Raw genomic sequence first — 21550 nt, 5'->3', positions numbered from 1 at the left:
CCCGCAGCACGCGCCGGAAGGCCCGGCGCAACGAATCGCCGTCCCAGCCGTACAACACGCAACGAAACATCCATCGGCACGCAATGGTGACGCCTTGTACGGGCGGTTCGGCGGACCGTACCGTCTAGGCGTCCAGCCGATCGCCGGGCCGTCGCCGTGCCGGAGCCGGGCCGGCCGCCGATCGTCCGCACGTGTCCTCCGAGGGGTCCCATGTCGTCGCTGCGCACCGCCCTGCTCCAGAGTTCGGGACGGCCCGGCGACGTCGCGCACAACCTGGCGGCGATCGAGGACGCGGCGCGCGAGGCGGCGGCGGGCGGCGCCGGGCTGCTGGTCTGCCCGGAGCTGTTCCTGACCGGCTACGCTATTGGTGTGGACCTGCACCGGCTCGCCGAGCCCGCCGGCGGTCCGGCGGCCCGGGCGGTGGCCCGAATAGCCGCCGAGCACGGCATCGCGGTGCTCTACGGCTACCCGGAGCGCGACGGCGCGGCGGTCTACAACTCCGCCCAGTTGACCGGCCCCGACGGGCAGCCGCTCGCCAACTACCGCAAGACCCACCTCTTCGGCTGTTTCGAGCGCGAGTGGTTCACACCGGGGGACGAACCGGTCGTCCAGGCCGAGCTGGGCGGTCTGCGCATCGGCCTGATGATCTGCTACGACGTGGAGTTCCCGGAGAACGTCCGCGCCCACGCGCTGGCCGGCACCGACCTGCTGCTGGTGCCCACCGCCCAGCTGCACCCCTTCCAGTTCGTCGCCGAGTCGCTGGTGCCGGTACGGGCCTTCGAGAACCAGCTCTACATCGCCTACGTCAACCGGACCGGCCCGGAGGGCGAGTTCGAGTTCGTCGGGCTGAGCTGCCTGGCCGGGCCGGACGGTACGGTGCGCGCCCGCGCCGGACGCGGCACGGAGCTGGTCTTCGGCGAGGCCGACCCCGTGCTGCTCAAGCGGTCGCGCGAGGACAACCCGTACCTCGCCGACCGGCGCCCCGGCCTCTACGGCTCGCTCGCCTGACACGGCCCTGACAGCGCCGCCGGCCTGAAGAAACCCCCACAGCGGCGCCACCGCGCCGCCCCCACGCCTGCCCGCGCGCCCGCGCGCGCCCTCCCCCCTCAGCACCCGCCTGCAAGGAGCCCGTACCGATGACCGTGCCCACCGCCGCCCACCACGCGGACGCCCAGCCGCCCATCACCATGTTCGGGCCGGACTTCCCGTACGCGTACGACGACTTCCTCGCCCACCCGGCGGGCCTCGGCCAGGTGCCCGCGACGGAGCACGGCAAGGAGGTCGCCGTCATCGGCGGCGGCCTGTCCGGGATCATCACCGCCTACGAGCTGATGAAGATGGGCCTCAAGCCCGTCGTCTACGAGGCGGACCGGATAGGCGGCCGGCTGCGCACCGTCGGCTTCGAGGGCTGCGACCCGGGGCTGACCGCGGAGATGGGCGCGATGCGCTTCCCGCCGTCCTCCACCGCGCTCCAGCACTACATCGACCTGGTGGGCCTGGAGACCAAGCCGTTCCCCAACCCGCTCGCGCCCGACACCCCCTCGACCGTCGTCGACCTCAAGGGCGAGACGCACTACGCCCGCACCGTCGAGGACCTGCCCGAGGTCTACACCCAGGTCATGGACGCCTGGAACGCCTGCCTGGAGGAGGGCGCGGACTTCTCCGACATGAACCGCGCCATCCGCGAGCGCGACGTCCCGCGCATCCGGGAGATCTGGGCGCGGCTCGTCGAGAAGCTCGACAACCAGACCTTCTACGGCTATCTCTGCGACTCCACCGCCTTCAAGTCCTTCCGGCACCGCGAGATCTTCGGCCAGGTCGGCTTCGGCACCGGCGGCTGGGACACCGACTTCCCCAACTCCATCCTGGAGATCCTGCGCGTCGTCTACACCGAGGCCGACGACCACCACCGCGGCATCGTCGGCGGCAGCCAGCAGCTGCCGCTGCGCCTGTGGGAGCGCGCGCCGGAGAAGACCGTCCACTGGGCGCCCGGCACCTCGCTGGCCTCCCTGCACGACGGCGCGCCGCGCCCGGCGGTCACCCGGCTGAACCGGACGGCCGGCAACCGCATCACCGTCACCGACGCGAGCGGCGACATCCGTACGTACGAGGCGGCCGTGTTCACCGCGCAGTCCTGGATGCTGCTGTCGAAGATCGCCTGCGACGACGCGCTGTTCCCCATCGACCACTGGACGGCGATGGAGCGCACCCACTACATGGAGTCCTCCAAGCTGTTCGTCCCGGTCGACCGGCCGTTCTGGCTGGACAAGGACGAGGAGACCGGCCGGGACGTGATGAGCATGACGCTCACCGACCGGATGACCCGCGGCACCTACCTGCTCGACGACGGGCCCGACAAGCCGGCCGTCATCTGCCTCTCCTACACCTGGTGCGACGACAGCCTCAAGTGGCTGCCGCTGAACGCCAACGACCGCATGGAGGTCATGCTCAAGTCGCTCTCGGAGATCTACCCGAAGGTCGACATCAGGAAGCACATCATCGGCAACCCGGTGACCGTCTCCTGGGAGAACGAGCCGTACTTCATGGGCGCGTTCAAGGCCAACCTGCCGGGCCACTACCGCTACCAGCGGCGGCTGTTCACCCACTTCATGCAGGACCGGCTCCCCGAGGACAAGCGCGGCCTCTTCCTCGCGGGCGACGACATCTCCTGGACGGCGGGCTGGGCCGAGGGCGCGGTGCAGACCGCGCTGAACGCGGTGTGGGGCGTGATGACCCACTTCGGCGGCAGCACGGACCCGGCCAACCCGGGCCCCGGCGACGTGTACGACGAGATCGCGCCGGTCGAGCTGCCGGAGGACTGACCGAAACGGGACCGCAACCGGGCCGCACGGGGGCGGCACCCGGGCCGCAACCGGGCCGCGTACGCAGCCGTACGCGGCCCCTCAGCCCAGCGGCGTCAGCAGGCAGCGGCCCACCAGGCCCACGCCCGAACCGAGCCGCTCGGCGAACTCCTGGGCCGTCTCGGGCAGGCCGCGCAGGCTCCACAGCACCCGCGCCGCCGCCCAGGCGCCGTCCCGGGCCATCTCCAGGCTCCAGGAACCGGCGAGGTGGGTGAGCGGGTCGGCGACGTCCAGCAGGTCCGGGCCGGGCATCAGGCTCTCCCGGATGCGCTCCTCCAGGCCCGTCAGAAGATCGCCGACGCGGTCGAAGTCGGTGGCCAGCGCGGCCGGTTCGCACCCCAGGGTGCGGCAGGTGTCCACCACGGCGAGCGCCAGGTCGTGCCCGATGTGGGCGTTGATCCCCGCCAGTGCGAACTGCAGCGGCCGGACGCCCGGGTGGCGGCGCAGCTGGAAGAGCGGACGCCAGCAGGCCGGGACGGTCAGGCCGGCGCCGGCCGCGTCCACCGCGGCGAGGTAGCGCCGGGCGAACACCGCGTCCAGCTCGCCCGCCGCCGTCGGGTCCTGGAAGCCGCCCGTGCCCAGGCGCCGGGCGATCTCCTCGGTGACCGAGAGGTACACCCGGTTGAACACCGCGATGCCGTCGGCGGGCGGCAGTGTGGCGTCCAGGACGCGCATCCGCGCCAGGACCGCGGCCACCGGGGCCGGGGGCGCGGGGGCCCGTTCGGCGGCCGTACCCGGCCGGGCCGCGGCCGCCCGTACCGCCGGGCCGCCCGGGCCCTGGTGAGTCGTCGTCATCCGCACAGCGTGACACCCGGGCCCGCGCCGCAGCGGCGGCCCGGCGGGGGATGACCGGAACGGGGTAACCCGCGGCGCGCCCCCTTGTCCGTACGCCGCCCGGCCATTGATCACTGTTCGGCCAAAACTCCACCGCCGGTCGTCCGGATTGATTATTTTCAGCTTCCACGTGGTGGCCCGTTCCTGCCGAAGGGCCGCCGGTTATCCGGAGGTTGAAGATGTCCCGAAGACTTGCCGCCGCCCTGTCCGCCTCGGCCATGACCGTGACCGCGCTGGTGGCGGCCACCGCGCCGGCCCAGGCCGCCCCCGCCGACAAGGCGAAGGTGCTGGCCGGCTGGACGCAGACCGACGCCGGCAGCTACAGCAACTGGCTGGCGGCCCGCGGCAACCAGGCGAAGTGGGCGGCGTACGGGTTCGACTGGAGCACCGACTACTGCTCCAAGTCGCCCGACAACCCCTTCGGGTTCCCCTTCGAGACCTCCTGCGCACGCCACGACTTCGGCTACCGCAACTACAAGAAGGCCGGCAGCTTCCCGGCGAACAAGCCACGCCTGGACAGCGCGCTGTACGAAGACCTCAAGCGGGTCTGCGCCCAGTACAGCGGCGCGAAGAAGACCTCGTGCAACGCGCTCGCGTGGACCTACTACCAGGCGGTCAAGAAGCTCGGCTGAGCCGGGGCCGCCTCACGCCGTCGGGCCGGGCTTCTCCGGACCCGGCGGCGTGCGGGGCGCCGCCTCCTCGTCGTACGCGCTGGTCCCCTCGTCGAGCAGCGGTTCCTGCTGCTTGAGGTGCGCGGGGGCCAGCGCGCGCAGGACGTGATAGCCGGAGAGCACCACGATCGTGCCCAGCGCGATGCCGCCCAGCTCGAAGTTGTCGCTGATCTTCAGGCTGACGCCGCCGATGCCGATGATGACGCCCGCGGCGACCGGCACCAGGTTCAGCGGATTGCGCAGGTCCACCTTGTTGTGCACCCAGATCTGCGCGCCCAGCAGGCCGATCATGCCGTACAGGATGACGGTGATGCCGCCCAGCACCCCGCCGGGGATCGCGGCCACCACCGCGCCGAACTTCGGGCACAGGCCGAAGAGCAGCGCGAAACCGGCCGCCGCCCAGTAGGCCGCGGTGGAGTAGACGCGGGTCGCCGCCATCACGCCGATGTTCTCCGAGTACGTGGTGTTCGGCGGGCCGCCGAGCGCGGTGGAGAGCATCGAGCCCGCGCCGTCGGCGGAGATCGCGGTGCCCAGCTTGTCGTCGAGCGGATCGCCGGTCATCTCGCCGACCGCCTTGACGTGCCCGGCGTTCTCGGCGACCAGCGCGATCACCACCGGCAGCGCGACCAGCACCGCGGACCACTGGAAGGACGGCGCGTGGAAGGAGGGCAGGCCGATCCACTCGGCCCGCCCGACGCCCGACAGGTCCAGGCGCCAGTGGTCGGTGATCTGTCCGGCGCCGTTCGCCGCGTGGATCCGGCCGAAGACCAGGTCGAAGAGCCAGGAGATGCCGTATCCGAAGACCAGCCCCAGGAAGATCGCGACGCGCGACCAGAAGCCGCGCAGGCAGACCACGGCCAGGCCGGTGAAGAGCATGGTCAGCAGCGCCACCCACTGGTCCTGCGGCCAGTACGTACTGGCCGTCACCGGCGCCAGGTTGAAGCCGATGAGCATCACCACCGCGCCGGTGACCACCGGCGGCATCGCCGCGTGGATGATCCGCGCGCCGAACCGCTGGACCGCCAGGCCCACCAGGAAGAGCGCCGCGCCGACCACGAAGACCGCGCCGGTGACGGTGGCGCTGCTGCCGCCCTGCGCGCGGATGACGGCCGCGACACCGACGAAGGACAGTGAACAGCCGAGATAGGACGGCACCCGGCCGCGCGTCGCCAGCAGGAAGATGACGGTCGAGACGCCCGACATCATGATCGCGAGGTTGGGGTCCAGGCCCATCAGGACCGGCGCCACGAAGCTGGCGCCGAACATGGCCACCACGTGCTGCGCGCCCAGGCCGGCGGTGCGCGGCCAGGACAGCCGTTCGTCCGGGCGGACGACGGCTCCGGGGGCGGGGGTGCGCCCGTCGCCGTGCACGGTCCAGCGCACACCGAGGCCCATGAGTGCTCCACTTCTTCACGTATGTCACAGGGGGGGGTGGCCGGGCGAGGTGCCGGCCGGGCCATGTTAAGTCGGCATAAGACCGTCCGCGGTACGCGGACCGGGCCGGCGCCGGTGCTGCCCGCCCCGGCGGCCGGAGCGTTTCCGGCAGCCGCTTACGATGGCCGGGTTCACTTCTTGAACAGTCAACAGCATCGGGCGGTGTGCGCCGTACCCGCGCCCGGCGCACCCCGTACCCGCGCCGCCGCCCGCCACAGAACCAGGAGCACCACCCGTGAGCGTCGAAGCCCTTGAGGCCGCCCCCGCCGTCCCGTACGGACAGCTGGTCCCCGTCACCGTGCACTTCGACGACCTCGACGCGCTCGGCATGCTCCACAACTCCCGCTACCCGCTGCTCGCCGAGCGGGCCTGGGCCGAGTTCTGGCACGCCCGCGGCTTCGGGTTCGACGGGGACTGGGCGGCGGCCGGCGACATGTGCAACGTCATCAAGGAGATGCGGGTCTCCTACGAGCAGCCGGTCACCCGGCCCGGGTACTACGCCGCCCACCTGTGGGTCGAGAAGCTGGGCCGCACCTCCCTGACCTACGGCTTCCGGCTCTGCTCCGCCGACGGTGCGCAGACCTACGCGCACGGCCACCGCGTCCTGGTGCGCGTCGACCCGCAGGCGCTGCGGCCCGCTCCCTGGTCGGACCGCGCCCGCGCCATAGCCGGAGAACTGCTGCGCCCGGAGGCGCGGGCCGTCTGAACGGGCCGATCCCGGGCGCCGTACGGACGGACCGGCGCCCGGGTCAGGACCGCTTCAGCTCGCCGGCCGGTACCGCGTCGCGTCCGGCGGCGGCGTCCCGGCCCGGCACCCGCAGCACCCGGGCGCCCAGGACCAGGCCGCAGGCCAGCGCCGTGACCAGCAGGAACGAGCCGGTCAGCGAGGTGGCCTGGGCGATCGAGCCGATGGCGGACGGGGCGATCAGCCCCGAGGTGTACGTGATCGTGGCGACGCCCGCGATGGCCTGGCTGGGCGCCGGGCCGCTGCGTCCCGCCGCCGCGAACGCCAGCGGCACCACCACCGCGATGCCCAGCCCGATCAGCGCGAACCCGGTCACCGCCATCGCCGGGTGCCGGGCGAGCACGATCAGCAGGCCGCCGGCCGTGGCCAGCGCGCCACCGGCCCGTACGGTGCGCACCGGACCGAAGCGGGCGACCACCACGTCGCCCACCAGCCGGACCGCCGCCATGGTGCAGGTGAAAGCGGTGGTCGAGGCCGCCGCCAGGCCCGCGTCGGTGTCCAGCACGTCGCGCAGGTAGACCGCCGACCAGTCCAGGCTGGCGCCCTCCGCGAACACCGCGCAGAACCCGACCGCGCCGATGATCAGCGCGGACTTCGGGGGCAGCGCGAAGCGCGGCGGCGGGTGCTCGCCGGCGGCGCTGCGCAGGTCCAGCACGCCCTGGCAGGCGAGGGCGCCCAGGGCGGTGGAGACCACCGCGGCAACCGCCAGGTGCAGCCGGGCGTCGATGGCGGCGTGCGCCGCGGCGGTGCCGGCCGCCGAGCCGAGCAGCGCGCCCACGCTCCACATACCGTGCAGCCCCGACATGATCGGCTTGCCGAGCCGGTCCTCGGTCTCCACCCCCAGCGCGTTCATCGCCACGTCCGCCATGCCCGCGGTCGCGCCGTACACCAGCAGGGCGCCGCACAGCCCGTACAGGTCGGGGGAGAGGGCGGGCAGGGCGAGTGAGAGCGTCCACAGGGCGAGCAGCAGGCGCAGTGCGGCGCGGGCGCCGAGGCGGTGGCTGATCCGGCCGGCCAGCGGCATGGCGAGGGACGCGCCGACCGCGGGGAAGGCGAGGGCCAGCCCGAGCTGGCCGGCGCCGAGCTGGGCGTGGTCCTGGATCCAGGGGACACGGGTGGCGAAGCCGCCGGTCACCGAGCCGTGCACGAGGAAGACCACGGCCACGGACCAGCGGGCGCGGCGCAGCCGGGCCGGGGAGAAGTGCGGCGCGGAGGTGGGTGCGGGGGGTGGGGGAGCCGGGGGAGCCGCGTCGGGGACGCCTGAGCCATCCATGGGCGGTAAATTATCAGGAACCCTGCCTGATAAAAAGAAGATTCCCCCGGCCGTACCACCGCACGGCCGCCGGGAGGGGTCTGGAAGGATCCGGCCATGGACGAGACGCGCGGAGCCGCCACCGGCCGTAACCCCGCACCGGCCGCCGTACGCCCCACTCCGCGCACCGCCTCACCGAGCACCGCGCGGGCCATCAACGACCGCCTGGCCCTCGACCTCCTCCAGCGAGAGGGACCGCTGACCGCGGGGGAGCTGAAGGCGGGCACCGGACTGTCCCGGCCCACCGTCGCCGACCTCGTCGAGCGCCTCCGCGCCGCCGGACTGATCGCGGTGGTCGGCGAGTCGGGCGCGCGGCGGCGCGGCCCCAACGCCCGGCTGTACGGAATCGTCGCCGACCGGGCCCACCTGGCCGCGGTGGACCTCCGTACGGACAGCGTCACGGTCGCGGTCGCCGACCTGCTCGGCCGGGTGCAGGCCGAGACCGCCGTACCGGTCGCCCCGGACGCCGACCCCGCACGGGCGGCGGCGGACGGCGTCGCCGCCCTGGAGAAACTGCTGGGCGCGGCCGGGGCGGCCCGGCCGCACGCCGTCGCGGTCGGCGCGCCCGGCCTGGTGGACCCGGCCACCGGACGGTTCCGCGGCACCGCATGGGTGCCCGCCTGGCACACCGCGCTGGTCACGGCGCTCGCCGCGTGGCCCGCCGCACCCGTTCTGCTGGAGAACGAGGTCAACCTCGCCGCCATCGCGGAGCAGCGCGACGGCGCCGCGCGCGACCGCGACACCTATGTGCTGCTCTGGCTCGGCCACGGCACCGGCGCCGCCGTCGTGCTGGACGGACGGCTGCGGCGCGGCGCCTCGGGCGGCACCGGCGAGATCGGCTTCCTGCCCGTACCGGGCACCGGCGCGCTGCCCACGGCCGCGGGCTGCGACGGCGGTTTCCACTCCCTGGCGGGCTCAGCGGCGGTGTGCGAACTCGCCGCCGAGTACGGCATCGTGGCGGGCCGGGAGGCGGACCCGCCGGACCCCGCCGACACACCCGATCCGGGCGCCCCCGCCGCCGAGGCGGTGGTGCGCACCGCCGTCCGGGCGGGCGCGGACGGCGCCGCCTTCCTCGACGTGCTGGCCGCCCGCGTCGCCCTCGGGGCCGCGGCCGTCTGCGCCGTGCTGGACCCCGGCTGCGTCGTCCTGGGCGGCGAGGTCGGCCGCGCGGGCGGCGATGCGCTGGCCGCCCGGGTCGCCGGGCACCTCGCCCGGATGTGCCCGCTGCGGACCGAGGTGCGCGCGGGCACGGTCGGCGGCCGGGCAGTGCTGCGGGGCGCGGTGCTCGCCGCGATGGACGCCGCGCAGGACGATCTGTTCGGCCCCGCGGGCTGAGCGGCCGGCCGCCGGGCCACGGGCTACCGCCCGGCGGTCACCTTCCCGCCGCGCTCCGCCAGGAAATCCCGGTACCGCACCGTGCCGTCCGCGTGGTCCGGCGTCAGGTTCTCGCCCCGCCGCAGGGCCGCGAACAGCTTTCCCGGCAGCCACAGCGGTACGACCACACGCCGCCGCCCGCCGGCCCGCAGCGTGTCCCGTACGAGCGCGCGGGCGCTGTGTGCCTCCGGGCCGCCCATGTCCGCCACCCGGCCCGCCGGTTCCCCGCAGGCCAGCGCGACCAGCCGGTCCGCGACCTCGCGCACGTCCACCGGCTGGAGCCGGACACCGGCCGGCACCGGGAACGCCGGCAGCCGCGCCCCGGCCTTGACCATCCGCAGCACCAGATCGTGGAACTGGGTGGTGCGCAGCACGGTCCAGCCCAGCCCGGAGTCCGCGACCAGCCGCTCCACGTCGTGCTTCGCGCGGTAGTAGCCCAGCGGGATACGGTCCACGCCGACGATGGAGATGTAGACCAGATGCCGTACCCCGGCCGCCCGCGCCGCCTCGACGAGCCGGCCCGCCGCCTCGGTGTCGCCGCTCGGCGACGACGCGCAGTGGATCACGGTTTCCACGCCCGCCAGCGCCGCGGCCAGTCCGGAGCCGTCGCGCAGGTCCACCGCGTACGAGCCGAGCCCGGGCCGTCCGGCACCGGTGCGGGGGCGGCGGCTGAGGCTGCGCACGTCGTGGCCGGCGTCGAGCAGCCGCCCGACCACGGCCCGGCCGAGTGTGCCGGTGCCGCCGGTCACCAGAATCGTCGTCATCGCGATCGGTCCTCACAGATCTCGCAGGGAGGGGAGAAGGGTCGTCGGGGCCGGTGGCCCGTCATGGACGGGACGGTGCGGCGGGCCGTGGGTGTGACACGCGCACCGCGTCCTGTGAGGCACCCCACAGCTCGCCGTTCGCATGGCCGACGATCAGACGTGGCAGACTGAAGCCGTACTGAATTGACATACGCAGCGCACTCCGGGGTCGGTGAAAGTCCGAACCGGCGGTAACAGTCCGCGACCCGGCCGCATCCAGTGGCCGGTTGAGCAGGTGGAATTCCTGCACCGACGGTTAAAGTCCGGATGGGAGGCAGTGCGCGGCGGGCGAGCAGCGGTACGCCGCCGCCGGCGGTCGTCTTGGTGCACACGAAGACGACCCCCTTTCCGGCCTCGGTGTCCCCGTTGTCCCGTTCCGTTTTCCTGTCCTTCGTGACAGCCCCGGAGTCCGTGCCTTCACAGGCAGGAGGACCCGGTGGCCACCCCAGCACCCGCGCAGACCGCGGCGATGCGCCGAGCCATCCAGCTTGCCGCGCACGGCCTCGGGCACACCAGCCCCAATCCCGTCGTCGGCTGTGTCGTCCTGGACGCGGCCGGACACACCGTGGGGGAGGGCTGGCACGAGCGGGCCGGCGGCCCGCACGCCGAGGTCAACGCCCTGCGCCAGGCGGGTGAGCGGGCCCGCGGCGGCACCGCCTTCGTCACCCTGGAGCCCTGTAACCACACCGGCCGCACCGGCCCCTGTGCGCAGGCGCTCATCGACGCCGGCGTCGCCCGGGTGCACTACGCCGTCCCGGACCCGACCCCCACCGCCACCGGCGGCTCCGCCACCCTCGCCGCGGCCGGCGTCGAGGTCGAGGGCGGGCTGCTCGCCGACGAGGCGGCGGCCGGCAACGAGGCGTGGCTGACCGCCGTACTGCGCCGCCGCCCCTTCGTCCTGTGGAAGTACGCCGCCACCCTCGACGGCCGGATCGCCGCCGCCGACGGCACCAGCCGCTGGATCAGCTCGGCCGAGTCCCGCGCCGACGTGCACCGGCTGCGCGCCCAGGCCGACGCGGTGATCGTCGGCTCCGGCACCGCCCGCGCCGACGACCCGCACCTGGGCGCCCGGCTCGCGGGCCTGACCGACGCCGAGGTCAGCCAGCCGCTGCGGGTCGTGGTCGACACCGGCGCCGCCGCCGTCAAACCCGGCGCCCGGGTCCTGGACGGCACCGCGCCCACCCTGATCGCGGTCGCCGAGGACGCCGACGCGGCCCACCTCGAAGGACTCGCCCCCATCGTCCGGCTGCCGCGCACCGCCGACGGCACCGGCCTGCACATCCCCGCCCTGCTCGACGCCCTGTACGCACGCGACGTGCGGTCCGTGCTCCTGGAAGGCGGCCCGACGCTGGCCGGGTCCTTCCTGGCCGCGCACGCCGTGGACAAGGTCGTCGGCTATCTCGCGCCCGTCCTGCTCGGCGCCGGCCCCACCGCCCTCGGCGACGCCGGAATCGGCACGATCGACCAGGCGTTGCGCCTCGATGTGACCGCCACCGACCGGCTGGGCCCCGATCTGCGCGTCACCGCCACCCTCCACCAGCCACCGCTGGGGGCGCCCCCAGCCCGCCACGCCCGGAACGAGGAGAACTGACGTGTTCACCGGAATCGTCGAAGAACTGGGTGAGGTCGCCGCCGTCGAGCACCTCGGCGACAGCTCCCGGTTCACCCTGCGCGGCCCGCTCGTCACCCAGGACGCGAAGCACGGCGACTCGATCGCCGTCAACGGCGTCTGCCTGACCGTGGTGGACACCGGCGAGGGCACCTTCACCGCCGATGTGATGGCCGAGACGCTGCACCGCTCCAGCCTCGGCGCCCTGGCCGTCGGCTCCCGCGTCAACCTCGAACGCCCGATGGCCCTCGGCGGCCGGCTGGGCGGCCACCTCGTCCAGGGCCATGTGGACGGCACCGGCACGATCGTCTCCCGTACCCCCGGCGAGCGGTGGGAGATCGTCAAGATCGCGCTGCCCGCCGGGCTGGCCCGCTACGTCGTGGAGAAGGGCTCCATCACCGTCGACGGCGTCAGCCTCACCGTGGTCGACGCGGCCGACGACTTCTTCACCATCAGCCTCATCCCCACCACGCTCGACCTGACCACCCTCGGCGTCAAGCAGCCCGGCGACCCGGTCAACCTGGAGGTCGACGTGCTGGCGAAGTACGTGGAACGGCTGCTGGGGGCGGACCGGGACACGGCGGCGGCCGCGGCCGTGGAAGAGAGCCTGCGGTGAACGCGCTCGGCTGGCTGAACAGCCCGGCGTTCACCGCCTTCGGACAGCAGGTCATCTGGTCCGACATGATCGGCAACAGCATCGGCCTGGCCGCCCTCGCCTTCGGCTGGCGGCGCTCCATATGGACCTGGCCCGCCCAGTTCCTCTCCGGCCTGATCCTGGTCTCCGCGTACGCCTACGCCCACCTCAGCGGCGGCGTCGGCAAGCAGCTGCTGGTCATCGGCGTGGCGCTGTGGGGCTGGCGGCAGTGGCGGCGCGGCCGGCAGCAGGCCCAGGACGGCTCCATCGCCGTCCGCTTCGCCACCTGGCGCGAGCGGATCCTGCTCCTCGCGGGCACGGCCGCCGGCACCGTCGCCGTCGGCTCGCTGTTCACCCTCGCGCCGCAGCTGTCCTGGAACCCCTGGCCCGACGCGTACATCTTCGTCGGCACCCTGGCGGCGATGGTCGCCCAGGCCCGCGGCCTGGTCGAGTTCTGGTTCGCCTGGCTGCTGGTCGACCTCGTGGGCGTCCCCCTGGCCTTCAGCAGCGGCCTGGCCTTCTCCGGCCTGGTCTACGTCGTCTATCTCGGCCTCGTCCTGTGGGGCATGCGCGACTGGTGGCTGCGTTCCCGTACGAATCCGCAGCCCGTCCTGGAAGGAGCGGCGGCATGACCGCACTGCAGAGCTGGTACGACCCCGAGGGCGCGGTGGCACGCGACGCGTCCCTGGCCCTCGACCCCGTCGAGCAGGCCGTCGCCGACATCGCCGCCGGCCGCCCGGTCGTGGTCGTGGACGACGAGAACCGGGAGAACGAGGGCGACCTCGTCGTCGCCGCCGAACGGGTCACCCCGGAGATCCTCGCCTTCATGATGAGCGAGTGCCGCGGCCTGATCTGCGCCCCCATGGAGGGCGCCGAGCTGGACCGCCTGGGGCTGCCGCAGATGGTCGAGCACAACACCGAGTCGATGCGCACCGCGTTCACCGTCTCGGTCGACGCCACCGCGGCGCACGGCGTCAGCACCGGCATCTCCGCCGCCGACCGCGCCACCACGCTGCGCCTGCTCGCCTCCGGCGAGGCCGGGCCCGCCGACTTCGTGCGCCCCGGCCACATCTTCCCGCTGCGCGCCCGGGAGGGCGGCGTACTGGTGCGCAACGGCCACACCGAGGCCGGTGTGGACCTGGCCCGGCTGGCCGGGCTGCGGCCCGCCGCCGCGATCGTGGAGATCGCCGGCGAGGACGGCGCGATGCTGCGGCTGCCCGAGCTGGTGCCGTTCGCCCGCAAGCACGGACTGTCGATCATCTCCATCGAGGACCTGATCGCCTACCGCCGTTCCCCCGCGCTCTCGGCCCCCTTCGAGCCGGAGGCGCCCCCGGTGGAGCCGGCCGTCCACCGGGAGGCGACGACCCGGCTGCCCACCCGCCACGGCGAGTTCACCGCGTACGGCTACCGCTCCACCGTCGACGGCGTCGAGCACATCGCGCTGGTCGCGGGCGAGATCGGCGACGGCGCCGACGTCCTGGTGCGGGTCCACTCCGAGTGCCTGACCGGCGACATCTTCCACTCGCTGCGCTGCGACTGCGGCCCCCAGCTGGAGGAGTCGCTGCGACGGATCTCGGAGGCCGGCCGCGGCGTGGTGATCTACCTGCGCGGACACGAGGGCCGCGGCATCGGGCTGCTGTCCAAGCTGCGCGCGTACGAGCTCCAGGAGCGCGGCCGGGACACCCTCGACGCCAACCTGGAGCTGGGCCTGCCCGCCGACGCCCGGGACTACGGCGCCGGCGCCCAGATGCTGGCCGACCTCGGGGTGCGGTCGCTGCGCCTGATGACCAACAACCCGGAGAAGACCGACGCGCTGGTCCGGCACGGGCTCAAGGTCACCGGCCGCGAGCCGATGCCCGTACAGGCGGGCGAACACAACCTGCGGTACCTGCGCACCAAGCGGGACCGGATGGGACACGACCTGCCCTGGCTCGACGCGGAGCGCGCGTCGGCCTGCGGCAACCAGTAGCACCGCGGCCGGACCGCCGGCCGTCCCACCCGTACGTACACGAACACCACGAGGAGAACCGTGAGCGGCAAGGGCGCACCTGAACTGTCCGTGAAGAACTGTGGCGACCTGCGGGTGGCCGTCATCGCCGCCCAGTGGCACGAGAAGGTGATGGACGGCCTGGTGGACGGCGCCCTGCGCGCCCTGTCCGAGCTGGGCATCGACGAGCCGACGCTGCTGCGCGTGCCCGGCAGCTTCGAGCTGCCGGTGGTCGCCAAGGTGCTGGCCGGCCGGGGCTACGACGCGATCGTGGCGCTCGGCGTCGTCATCCGGGGCGGTACCCCGCACTTCGACTACGTGTGCCAGGGCGTCACCCAGGGCCTGACCCAGGTCAGCGTGGACACCGGGGTGCCGATCGGCTTCGGCGTGCTGACCTGCGACACCGAGGAGCAGGCGGTGGACCGGGCCGGTCTCTTCGGGTCCACCGAGGACAAGGGCCACGAGGCGGTGACCGCCGCCGTCGCCACCGCCGCGACGCTGCGCACCGTCGCCGAGCCCTGGCGCTGAGCGGCGCTCCGCGACCGCGTAGGGTGGGGCCCATCATGTCCAAGAAGACGTTCGAGGAGCTGTTCACCGAGCTCCAGCAGAAGGCCTCCGGCGACCCCGCCACCTCCCGCACCGCCGAACTGGTCCAGTCCGGTGTCCATGCGATCGGCAAGAAGGTCGTCGAGGAGGCCGCCGAGGTCTGGATGGCCGCGGAGTACGAATCCGACGAGGCCGCCGCCGAGGAGATCTCCCAGCTCCTGTACCACCTTCAGGTGATGATGGTCGCCAAGGGCCTGACCCTCGACGACGTCTACGCCCACCTCTGAGCCGTCCCGGCTCACCACGCACCACCCACCCCTTGCCCTGTCACCCCCTCGCACGAAGGAAGTCCCTCTCATGCTGCGCATCGCCGTCCCGAACAAGGGTTCACTGTCCGAGCCTGCGTCGGCGATGCTGCATGAGGCCGGCTACCGCCAGCGCAAGGACCGCAGGGAACTGGTCCTGGTCGACGCGGAGAACGAGGTCGAGTTCTTCTTCCTGCGCCCGCGCGACATCGCGGTGTACGTCGGCTCCGGCAAGCTGGACATCGGCATCACCGGCCGGGACCTGCTGCTCGACTCCGGCGCCAAGGCCGAGGAGATCATGCAGCTCGGCTTCGCCGGCTCGACCTTCCGCTACGCCACCCGTCCGGGCACCGCCGAGGAGGTCACCGACTTCACCGGCATGACGGTCGCCACCTCCTTCTCCGGCCTGGTCACCCAGCACCTCGCCGACCACGGCGTGGACGCCTCCGTCGTCCACCTCGACGGCGCGGTGGAGACCGCCATCCAGCTCGGCGTCGCCGAGATCATCGCCGATGTCGTGGAGACCGGCACCACGCTGCGCAACGCCGGTCTGGAGATCATCGGCGAGCCGATCCTGAAGTCCGAGGCGGTCGTCATCCGCGGTACGGGCGCCCCCGAGGACGACCCGAAGGTCCGCCAGTTCCTCCGCCGCATGCAGGGCGTCCTGGTCGCCCGGCGCTACGTGATGATGGACTACGACATCCGCGTCGAGCACGTCGAGAAGGCCGTGGCGCTCACCCCGGGCCTGGAGTCGCCGACCGTCTCCCCGCTGCACCACGAGGGCTGGGTCGCGGTCCGCTCGATGGTCCCCGCCAAGGAGGCCCAGCGCATCATGGACGAGCTGTACGAGCTGGGCGCCCGCGCCATCCTGACCACCGGCATCCACGCCTGCCGCCTCTGAGAGAGCGGTCCGGCCGCCGCCGACGGGCGGCGGCCACGTCCGCCGCCGGCCGGTGCCGGCGGCCCGTACGAAAGAGCCCAGCGACGTGTCCGCGCCCGCTTCCGCGCCCCTGCCCGACCTCCCGGTGACGTTCCGGCCGTCCCGCACCCGGGCCGTGCTGTACGCCGTCGGCCTCGCCCAGCTCGCCGTGCTGACGGTGATCGCCGTGCTGCTGCCGAAGCTGGGCCCCGGCGAGCGGATCAGCTTCGTGTGCACCGGACTGATCGTGCTCGGCGTGCTCCTGCTGCTCGCCCGCCCCAAGGTGGTCGCCCACCAGCAGGGCGTCACGGTCGTCAACCTGACCACCAAGCGGGAGCTGGCCTGGGCCGAGGTGCTGCGCGTCAACCTGCGCCAGGGCGACCCGTGGGTGCACCTCGACCTGGCCGACGGCACCAGCCTGCCCGCCATGGGCATCCAGCCCGGCATCGCCCGCGACCAGGCCATCCGGGACGCCCGTACGCTGCGGGCGCTCGCCGACGGCCACGGCACCGGCAGCCGGCCGGACCGGTGACCTGCCCGCACCGGGGCCCTGCTGATTACCCTGGTGCCCAGGGCGCGCCCGCGCCCCGCCCCGACGAGGGGCCCCAGCGACCTGAGGAGTGACTCCCTCCAGCAATGGACGGATCGTCCGGTAGTACCTGCGCCGCCCCTCCACCGGAACCCCCGCGTCCGCGGGGCTTCCCCTTCGCCACGGAGACGGCGGCATGACCGCCAGTCTGCTGCTGCTCGCGGCGGCACTCGTCCTGATCCTCGCCAACGGGTTCTTCGTCGCCGCCGAATTCGGCCTGGTGACCGTGGAGAAGGCGGAGGCCGAACGGGCCGCCTCCGAAGGCGACCGGCGCGCCCGCACCGTCGTCTCCGCGCTGCGTGAACTCTCCTTCCAGCTCTCCGGCACCCAGCTCGGCATCACCATCACCTCCCTGGTGGTCGGCATGCTCGCCGAGCCCGCCCTCGCCCACCTGCTGTCCGCGCCGCTGACCGGCACCGGGCTGCCGGCCGGCGCCGTACCGGGCGTCGCCGTCGTCATCGGGATGCTGCTGGCCTCCGCCGTGCAGATGGTCCTCGGCGAACTGGTGCCCAAGAACTGGGCGGTGTCCAAGCCGCTCCAGGTGGCCCGCTTCGTGGCCGCCCCGCAGGGCGCCTTCTCGCGGTTCTTCCGCCCGGTGATCACCCTGCTCAACACGGTCGCCAACCGGCTCGTGCGGGCCCTGGGCGTGGAACCGACCGAGGAGCTGGCCTCCGCCCGCACCCCCGGCGAACTGGTCTCGCTCGCCCACCACTCGGCCCGCGCCGGGGTGATCGAGCAGGACACCGCCGACCTGTTCGTGCGCACCCTCTCGCTCGGCGGGCTGACCGCCGAGAACGTGATGACCCCGCGGGTGCGGGTCAGCGCCCTGCAGGCGTCCGCGACCGCCGAGGACGTCCTCAACCTCACCCGCGCCACCGGTCTGTCCCGCTTCCCCGTCTACCACACCCGGCTCGACGAGGTCGTCGGCATGGTGCACCTCAAGGACGCCCTCGCGGTGCCCGAGCACGAGCGGCTGCGCATCCCGGCCGCGCGGATCGCCGTACCGCCGCTGCTGGTGCCCGCCACGCTGCCGGTCCAGCCGCTGCTGGAGCAGCTGCGCAGCGAACAGCCGATAGCCGTGGTGGTCGACGAGTACGGCGGCACGGCCGGCGTGGTCACCCTGGAGGACATCGTCGAGGAACTGGTCGGCGAGGTCCGGGACGAGCACGACCGGATCGACCTGCCCGAACTGGCCCAGGCACCGCCCGAGGACGGCCGCCCGGCCTGGGACGCGGACGGCGGCTGCCGGGTGGACACCCTGCGCCGGATCGGCCTGGAGGCGCCCGACGGCCCGTACGAGACCGTGGCCGGCCTGGTGGCGCACATACTCGGCCGGGTGCCCGCCCCCGGCGACACCGCCGAACTGGACGGCTGGCGGCTCCGGGTGCGGCTGGTCTCCCACCACCGCGCCGAACGGGTCCGGATCATACGGACCGCGAGCGCCGCCGCCCCCGCACCGCTGCTCGTGGAGGTGGCCCGGTGAGTTTCCTCCAGCTCCTGTTCGCCGCCTTCCTGGTCCTGGTCAACGGCTTCTTCGTGGGCGCGGAGTTCGCCCTCGTCTCGGTGCGCCGCAGCCAGATCGAGCCGCTGGCCACCGCCGGCTCCAAACGGGCCCGCCGGGTCCTGCACGGCCTGGAGAACCTGCCGCAGATGATGGCGGCGGCCCAGTTCGGCATCACCGTCTGCTCCCTGACGCTCGGCGCGGTCGCCGAACCGACCGTCGCCCGCCTCCTGGAGCCCCTCTTCCACGCGGCCCACCTGCCCGGGCCGCTGATCCACCCGCTCGGTTACGTCATAGCCCTGGCCGTGGTGGTCTTCCTCCACCTCGTCATCGGCGAGATGGTCCCGAAGAACCTGGCGATGGCCGCGCCGGAGAAGACCGCCCTGTGGTTCAGCCCCGGCCTGGTCGCCTTCGCCCGGCTGTGCCGCCCGGTCACCGCCCTGCTCGGGGCGTGCGCCCGCGGCGTGCTGCGGCTGTTCCGCGTCGAGCCGAAGGACGAGGTCGAGGCGGTCTTCACGAGCGAGCAGCTCACCCACCTCGTGGAGGACTCCGAGCAGGCCGGGCTGCTGGCCCCGGGCGAGCAGGAGCGCCTGTCCGACGCGCTGGAGCTGGGCAGCCGCCCGGTCACCGATGTGCTCCTGGACCCGGCCGGACTGGTCACGGTCGGCCCGGCGGCCACCCCGCGCCAGGTCGAGGAGCTGACCGTCAAGACCGGTTACTCCCGCTTCCCGGTGTCCGCGCCCGGCGGCGCGTACATGGGCTATCTGCACGTCAAGGACGTACTGGACCTGGAGGAGGGCGACCGCGCGGTGCCGCAGCACATCTGGCACCCGATGACGACGCTGCGCGCCGAACTGCCCCTGGACGACGCGCTGACCGCCATGCGCCGGTCCGCCTCCCACCTGGCCGCCGTCGCCGACGCGAGCGGGCGGGTGCTCGGCCTGGTCGCGCTGGAGGACGTACTGGAGAAGCTGGTGGGGGAGGTGCGCGACCCGGCGCACCGTCAGGAGCCGGTGCCCGTGGCGGCGTTCGGCTCGCAGGGCACGCGGATCGCCGAGGCGCCGGTCGACCGCCTGTCCGGCCCGCGCGCCGAGCCGGGCCCGGCCCGGGAGGACCGCGCGCTGGCGGGGTGAGCCGCCCGTACCGGAACGAGTGAGCCCGCGGCGGTCCGCGGGCTCACGCCGTTTCCGGCTCCGGCCAGTCCCAGCCGAGCTGCGCGAACATGCCCAGCCGGTCGCTGACCGCCCGGATCTCCGCGATCCTCCCGGCCCGTACGGTGAAGATCCATATCTGCTCCACCGCGAACCGCCGGCGGGTGGGCCGGGGCATCCGCGGATGCGGGCCGGTGTGCACCCCGCTGACGAGCAGCCGGGCCACCACGCGGTCGCCTTCGGCGATGAGTTCGCGCGGTTCCATGCGGGCCTCGGAGAAGGCGTCGAGCTGCTGCCGGAAGCCGTCGAAGGCGGCCCCCGGCGCGTCCGGCTCCCCATAGATGATCTTGTTGTGGTCGATCACGTCCGGTGCCAGATACCTCGGCAGGTCCGCCGTCCGCCGGGCGTTGAGCGCCGCGAACAGGCCGGTGACGAGCTGCTTGGGGTGGTCGGTGCGGGCCGTGTCCATCGCGTCGTTCCTCTTTCTTACGTTGTAAGTCCGGAGTTGCCGGGTAGCATTGCCTTACGTCGTAAGAAAGTCAAGGAGGGGTGAACGTGGCCAAGAAGCAGAAGCGGGCACGTGGCGAGCGGGCCGGCCTGTCCCGGCAGCGGGTGCTGGACGCGGCGCTCGCGCTGGTCGACCGCGACGGGCTCGCCGCCCTCTCGATGCGCCGGCTCGGCGCCGACCTCGGCGTCGAGGCCATGACGCTGTATCACTACGTCCCGAACAAGGACGCGTTGCTGGACGGCCTGGTGGAGCGGGTGTTCGAGCGGGCGGCGCCGCTCACCGCCGACGGCGGGCGCTGGCGGTCCGCGCTGGCGGAGTACGCCGGGTCCCTCCGGCGTACGCTGCTGTGCCACCCCGGCGTACTGCCACTGGCGATGAGCCGCCCCGCGGTGACACCCCAGACGCTCGGCGCCGTGGAGAGCGGTCTGCGGATGCTGCGGGACGCGGGCTTCCCGCTCGGCCGGGCGCTGGACGTGCTGAACGCGCTCACCGTGTTCGTCGTCGGGCACACCGCCGTCGAGGCCGCCACCGCCCGCGTCAACGAGGAGGGCGGGCCCGGTTCAACGGCGTATCTTGCGCAGTTGGACGCGGACCGCTTCCCGCTGCTCGTGGCGGCCGGGCGGGGCGGCCACGGCGCCGACGACGCGGCGCGCTTCGAGTACGCCGTGCAGGCGCTGCTGGCAGGCTTCGAAGCCGGGGCGTAGGACCTGTTCGACAGGTCGGGAGTACGCGGTACAGGGCGGGCGCTGGACGGAGCGTCGCCTGATCGTCAACGGCATGCTCTTCCGGCAAGCCTGCTCACGTTGTCCATCACGGGGTGCTCCTGGCCGTGATCCGGCTCCCCTCGTCACCCGCGGGAGGGATCGTGATCGCAGCGGGGCGGTGCGCGACGGCTTGCGCGGTATCGAGGAGGCGGCGCAGGCGCAGGCCGTCGGGGGCCGTGGCGGTGCTGAGCGTGGCGGGCCCGGCCAGTGGGGCGAGCAGGCCGTGCCCGTCTTCCGGCGTGGTGCCGAACAGGCGGACTTCGGGGCGGGTGTTCTCGAAGGCCGGGTCGACGACGAGGACCTGCCCGGTGGCGCGGTGGCCGGCGAGGACGGCCGGGCCGTCCCAGCCGGGTGCGCCCGGACCGTAGGCGGCTTCCTGGGCGAGCAGTGTACGCCCGTCCTGCCGGACGGTGAGGCGCGTGGTCACCTGGCCGGGCGTTTCGCCGGTGCGCCCGAGGAGTTGTTCTTCACGCAGGATCAGCCGTGCGGTGGGTGCGAGGTCGATGGTCCAGGTCTGCCGCAGGTTGCTGCCGGCCGCGCAGATCAGAGGCTTGGGCAGCCAGCGGATTTCCGCGTGTTCCGCGACGGTCAGGTGGACGTCGTAGGTGGCGGGTTCGGGAGTGGGGCCCCGGAGCGCGAGGGTCGCCGCGGCAGAGGTGACGTGCAGGACGGCGCCCTGCCGGGCGGTGGCTTCGATGCGCAGCCGGTCGCCGCCGAGCGGCGCGCTCATGGCGCCGATGATGCACACGCGCGTCCCAGTTCCCCGGGAGCGCAGGCGTCGCAGTTCGAAGGGCCCGTCGCCGTCCAGGACGGGCAGGACGGTGCTGTTGCCCTCGATGGCCGCGCAGATGCGTGCGGTTGCGTGGACGCCGGCGGCGGTGGCCTCCCGGGCGGTCGGGGTCGTCGGCGTCATGCGGGGCTCGTGGTCCAGTGGGTGAGGCGGGTGCGGACCCAGTCGGAGACGGGCCGGACGCCGTGTTCGGCTTTGAGGCAGGTGAAGACG

Annotated in this window: 22 protein-coding genes and 1 riboswitch; of the genes, 16 read left to right on the top strand and 6 right to left on the bottom strand. The window is 73.5% G+C overall.

Annotated features, from left to right (window positions below; genetic code table 11):
• The first annotated feature begins 210 nt into the window (after positions 1 to 210).
• Both ACH4FX_RS27095 and ACH4FX_RS27090 read left to right on the top strand, forming a co-directional pair.
• On the top strand, positions 211 to 1008 hold the full coding sequence (locus ACH4FX_RS27095; RefSeq protein ID WP_398483181.1) for a carbon-nitrogen hydrolase family protein: 798 nt from the start codon (positions 211 to 213) through the stop codon (positions 1006 to 1008).
• 128 nt (positions 1009 to 1136) lie between these two features.
• Complete coding sequence (locus ACH4FX_RS27090) at positions 1137 to 2822, top strand: flavin monoamine oxidase family protein (RefSeq protein ID WP_398483180.1); 1686 nt, start codon at positions 1137 to 1139, stop codon at positions 2820 to 2822.
• A gap of 81 nt (positions 2823 to 2903) precedes the next feature.
• Here the strand turns inward: ACH4FX_RS27090 and ACH4FX_RS27085 are convergent, their stop codons facing one another.
• Positions 2904 to 3656, bottom strand: coding sequence for a DUF5995 family protein (locus ACH4FX_RS27085; protein WP_398483178.1), 753 nt, complete (start codon positions 3654 to 3656; stop codon positions 2904 to 2906).
• Between the two features lie 218 nt (positions 3657 to 3874).
• Between ACH4FX_RS27085 and ACH4FX_RS27080 the strand changes: the two genes are divergently transcribed.
• A complete protein-coding gene (locus ACH4FX_RS27080; protein WP_398483176.1) occupies positions 3875 to 4327 on the top strand; it encodes a phospholipase in 453 nt (150 codons plus the stop codon).
• Positions 4328 to 4339: 12 nt separating this feature from the next.
• Here ACH4FX_RS27080 and ACH4FX_RS27075 read toward each other — a convergent pair whose 3' ends face one another.
• On the bottom strand, positions 4340 to 5761 hold the full coding sequence (locus ACH4FX_RS27075; RefSeq protein WP_398483174.1) for a uracil-xanthine permease family protein: 1422 nt from the start codon (positions 5759 to 5761) through the stop codon (positions 4340 to 4342).
• A 274-nt stretch (positions 5762 to 6035) separates the two neighbouring features.
• Here ACH4FX_RS27075 and ACH4FX_RS27070 point away from each other — a divergent pair, with 274 nt between their 5' ends.
• Positions 6036 to 6506, top strand: coding sequence for an acyl-CoA thioesterase (locus ACH4FX_RS27070; protein ID WP_398483172.1), 471 nt, complete (start codon positions 6036 to 6038; stop codon positions 6504 to 6506).
• A gap of 43 nt (positions 6507 to 6549) precedes the next feature.
• Here the strand turns inward: ACH4FX_RS27070 and ACH4FX_RS27065 are convergent, their stop codons facing one another.
• A complete protein-coding gene (locus tag ACH4FX_RS27065; RefSeq protein WP_398483170.1) occupies positions 6550 to 7818 on the bottom strand; it encodes an MFS transporter in 1269 nt (422 codons plus the stop codon).
• A 96-nt stretch (positions 7819 to 7914) separates the two neighbouring features.
• Here ACH4FX_RS27065 and ACH4FX_RS27060 point away from each other — a divergent pair, with 96 nt between their 5' ends.
• Positions 7915 to 9192, top strand: coding sequence for an ROK family transcriptional regulator (locus ACH4FX_RS27060; RefSeq protein WP_398483168.1), 1278 nt, complete (start codon positions 7915 to 7917; stop codon positions 9190 to 9192).
• A gap of 23 nt (positions 9193 to 9215) precedes the next feature.
• Here the strand turns inward: ACH4FX_RS27060 and ACH4FX_RS27055 are convergent, their stop codons facing one another.
• Positions 9216 to 9995 carry an SDR family oxidoreductase gene (locus ACH4FX_RS27055; protein WP_398483166.1) on the bottom strand — a complete coding sequence of 260 codons (780 nt, stop codon included), beginning with the start codon at positions 9993 to 9995 and terminating at the stop codon, positions 9216 to 9218.
• 193 nt (positions 9996 to 10188) lie between these two features.
• Positions 10189 to 10319: riboswitch (FMN riboswitch) on the top strand.
• 151 nt (positions 10320 to 10470) lie between these two features.
• On the opposite strand from ACH4FX_RS27055, the gene ribD reads away from it, so the two are divergent.
• From ribD to ACH4FX_RS27005, 10 genes are all read left to right on the top strand, one after another.
• Positions 10471 to 11625: a bifunctional diaminohydroxyphosphoribosylaminopyrimidine deaminase/5-amino-6-(5-phosphoribosylamino)uracil reductase RibD gene (gene ribD, locus ACH4FX_RS27050; protein WP_398483164.1), complete on the top strand. Its 1155-nt coding sequence runs from the start codon at positions 10471 to 10473 to the stop codon at positions 11623 to 11625.
• A gap of 1 nt (position 11626) precedes the next feature.
• Entirely contained in the window at positions 11627 to 12259 is a 633-nt protein-coding gene (locus tag ACH4FX_RS27045) for a riboflavin synthase (protein ID WP_398483162.1), read from the top strand.
• On the top strand, positions 12256 to 12909 hold the full coding sequence (locus tag ACH4FX_RS27040; RefSeq protein ID WP_398483160.1) for a nicotinamide riboside transporter PnuC: 654 nt from the start codon (positions 12256 to 12258) through the stop codon (positions 12907 to 12909). Before ACH4FX_RS27045 ends, ACH4FX_RS27040 begins: the two co-directional genes overlap by 4 nt.
• On the top strand, positions 12906 to 14246 hold the full coding sequence (locus ACH4FX_RS27035; protein ID WP_398483158.1) for a bifunctional 3,4-dihydroxy-2-butanone-4-phosphate synthase/GTP cyclohydrolase II: 1341 nt from the start codon (positions 12906 to 12908) through the stop codon (positions 14244 to 14246). Before ACH4FX_RS27040 ends, ACH4FX_RS27035 begins: the two co-directional genes overlap by 4 nt.
• 60 nt (positions 14247 to 14306) lie before the next feature.
• Positions 14307 to 14792 carry a 6,7-dimethyl-8-ribityllumazine synthase gene (gene ribH, locus ACH4FX_RS27030; RefSeq protein ID WP_398483156.1) on the top strand — a complete coding sequence of 162 codons (486 nt, stop codon included), beginning with the start codon at positions 14307 to 14309 and terminating at the stop codon, positions 14790 to 14792.
• Positions 14793 to 14815: 23 nt separating this feature from the next.
• Positions 14816 to 15097, top strand: a complete 282-nt coding sequence (locus ACH4FX_RS27025) for a phosphoribosyl-ATP diphosphatase (RefSeq protein ID WP_208853188.1) — start codon at positions 14816 to 14818, stop codon at positions 15095 to 15097.
• Positions 15098 to 15167: 70 nt separating this feature from the next.
• Positions 15168 to 16016, top strand: coding sequence for an ATP phosphoribosyltransferase (gene hisG, locus ACH4FX_RS27020; RefSeq protein WP_398483154.1), 849 nt, complete (start codon positions 15168 to 15170; stop codon positions 16014 to 16016).
• Between the two features lie 85 nt (positions 16017 to 16101).
• Positions 16102 to 16566 carry a PH domain-containing protein gene (locus tag ACH4FX_RS27015; protein WP_398483152.1) on the top strand — a complete coding sequence of 155 codons (465 nt, stop codon included), beginning with the start codon at positions 16102 to 16104 and terminating at the stop codon, positions 16564 to 16566.
• 193 nt (positions 16567 to 16759) lie between these two features.
• Positions 16760 to 18106 (top strand): hemolysin family protein, encoded by a 1347-nt coding sequence (locus tag ACH4FX_RS27010; RefSeq protein ID WP_398483150.1) that lies wholly within the window; start codon positions 16760 to 16762, stop codon positions 18104 to 18106.
• Positions 18103 to 19257, top strand: coding sequence for a hemolysin family protein (locus tag ACH4FX_RS27005; protein ID WP_398483148.1), 1155 nt, complete (start codon positions 18103 to 18105; stop codon positions 19255 to 19257). The genes ACH4FX_RS27010 and ACH4FX_RS27005 overlap by 4 nt, the downstream gene beginning before the upstream one ends.
• A gap of 43 nt (positions 19258 to 19300) precedes the next feature.
• On the opposite strand, the gene ACH4FX_RS27000 is transcribed toward ACH4FX_RS27005, so the two are convergent.
• Positions 19301 to 19744, bottom strand: coding sequence for an ester cyclase (locus ACH4FX_RS27000; RefSeq protein WP_398483146.1), 444 nt, complete (start codon positions 19742 to 19744; stop codon positions 19301 to 19303).
• A gap of 86 nt (positions 19745 to 19830) precedes the next feature.
• On the opposite strand from ACH4FX_RS27000, the gene ACH4FX_RS26995 reads away from it, so the two are divergent.
• Positions 19831 to 20487: a TetR/AcrR family transcriptional regulator C-terminal domain-containing protein gene (locus ACH4FX_RS26995; RefSeq protein WP_398483144.1), complete on the top strand. Its 657-nt coding sequence runs from the start codon at positions 19831 to 19833 to the stop codon at positions 20485 to 20487.
• A 106-nt stretch (positions 20488 to 20593) separates the two neighbouring features.
• On the opposite strand, the gene ACH4FX_RS26990 is transcribed toward ACH4FX_RS26995, so the two are convergent.
• On the bottom strand, positions 20594 to 21460 hold the full coding sequence (locus ACH4FX_RS26990) for an urease accessory protein UreD (protein WP_398483142.1): 867 nt from the start codon (positions 21458 to 21460) through the stop codon (positions 20594 to 20596).
• Positions 21461 to 21550: the final 90 nt, after the last annotated feature.

The sequence above is a fragment of the Streptomyces sp. NPDC018019 genome (assembly GCF_044327805.1).
In the GTDB taxonomy this organism is placed as follows: Bacteria; Actinomycetota; Actinomycetes; order Streptomycetales; family Streptomycetaceae; genus Streptomyces.
The sequence above is the reverse complement of the archived record's forward strand: the minus strand, read 5'-3'. Positions and strand labels throughout refer to the sequence as shown.

What these genes read in the sequence shown, in the direction of transcription:
- ACH4FX_RS27095 (WP_398483181.1), top strand. Translation starts at nt 211, where the DNA reads ATGTCGTCGCTGCGCACCGCCCTGCTCCAGAGTTCGGGACGGCCCGGC.
- ACH4FX_RS27090 (WP_398483180.1), top strand. Translation starts at nt 1,137, where the DNA reads ATGACCGTGCCCACCGCCGCCCACCACGCGGACGCCCAGCCGCCCATC.
- ACH4FX_RS27085 (WP_398483178.1), bottom strand. Translation starts at nt 3,656, where the DNA reads ATGACGACGACTCACCAGGGCCCGGGCGGCCCGGCGGTACGGGCGGCC.
- ACH4FX_RS27080 (WP_398483176.1), top strand. Translation starts at nt 3,875, where the DNA reads ATGTCCCGAAGACTTGCCGCCGCCCTGTCCGCCTCGGCCATGACCGTG.
- ACH4FX_RS27075 (WP_398483174.1), bottom strand. Translation starts at nt 5,761, where the DNA reads ATGGGCCTCGGTGTGCGCTGGACCGTGCACGGCGACGGGCGCACCCCC.
- ACH4FX_RS27065 (WP_398483170.1), bottom strand. Translation starts at nt 7,818, where the DNA reads ATGGATGGCTCAGGCGTCCCCGACGCGGCTCCCCCGGCTCCCCCACCC.
- ACH4FX_RS27060 (WP_398483168.1), top strand. Translation starts at nt 7,915, where the DNA reads ATGGACGAGACGCGCGGAGCCGCCACCGGCCGTAACCCCGCACCGGCC.
- ACH4FX_RS27055 (WP_398483166.1), bottom strand. Translation starts at nt 9,995, where the DNA reads ATGACGACGATTCTGGTGACCGGCGGCACCGGCACACTCGGCCGGGCC.
- ACH4FX_RS27035 (WP_398483158.1), top strand. Translation starts at nt 12,906, where the DNA reads ATGACCGCACTGCAGAGCTGGTACGACCCCGAGGGCGCGGTGGCACGC.
- hisG (WP_398483154.1), top strand. Translation starts at nt 15,168, where the DNA reads ATGCTGCGCATCGCCGTCCCGAACAAGGGTTCACTGTCCGAGCCTGCG.
- ACH4FX_RS27010 (WP_398483150.1), top strand. Translation starts at nt 16,760, where the DNA reads ATGACCGCCAGTCTGCTGCTGCTCGCGGCGGCACTCGTCCTGATCCTC.
- ACH4FX_RS27000 (WP_398483146.1), bottom strand. Translation starts at nt 19,744, where the DNA reads ATGGACACGGCCCGCACCGACCACCCCAAGCAGCTCGTCACCGGCCTG.
- ACH4FX_RS26990 (WP_398483142.1), bottom strand. Translation starts at nt 21,460, where the DNA reads ATGACGCCGACGACCCCGACCGCCCGGGAGGCCACCGCCGCCGGCGTC.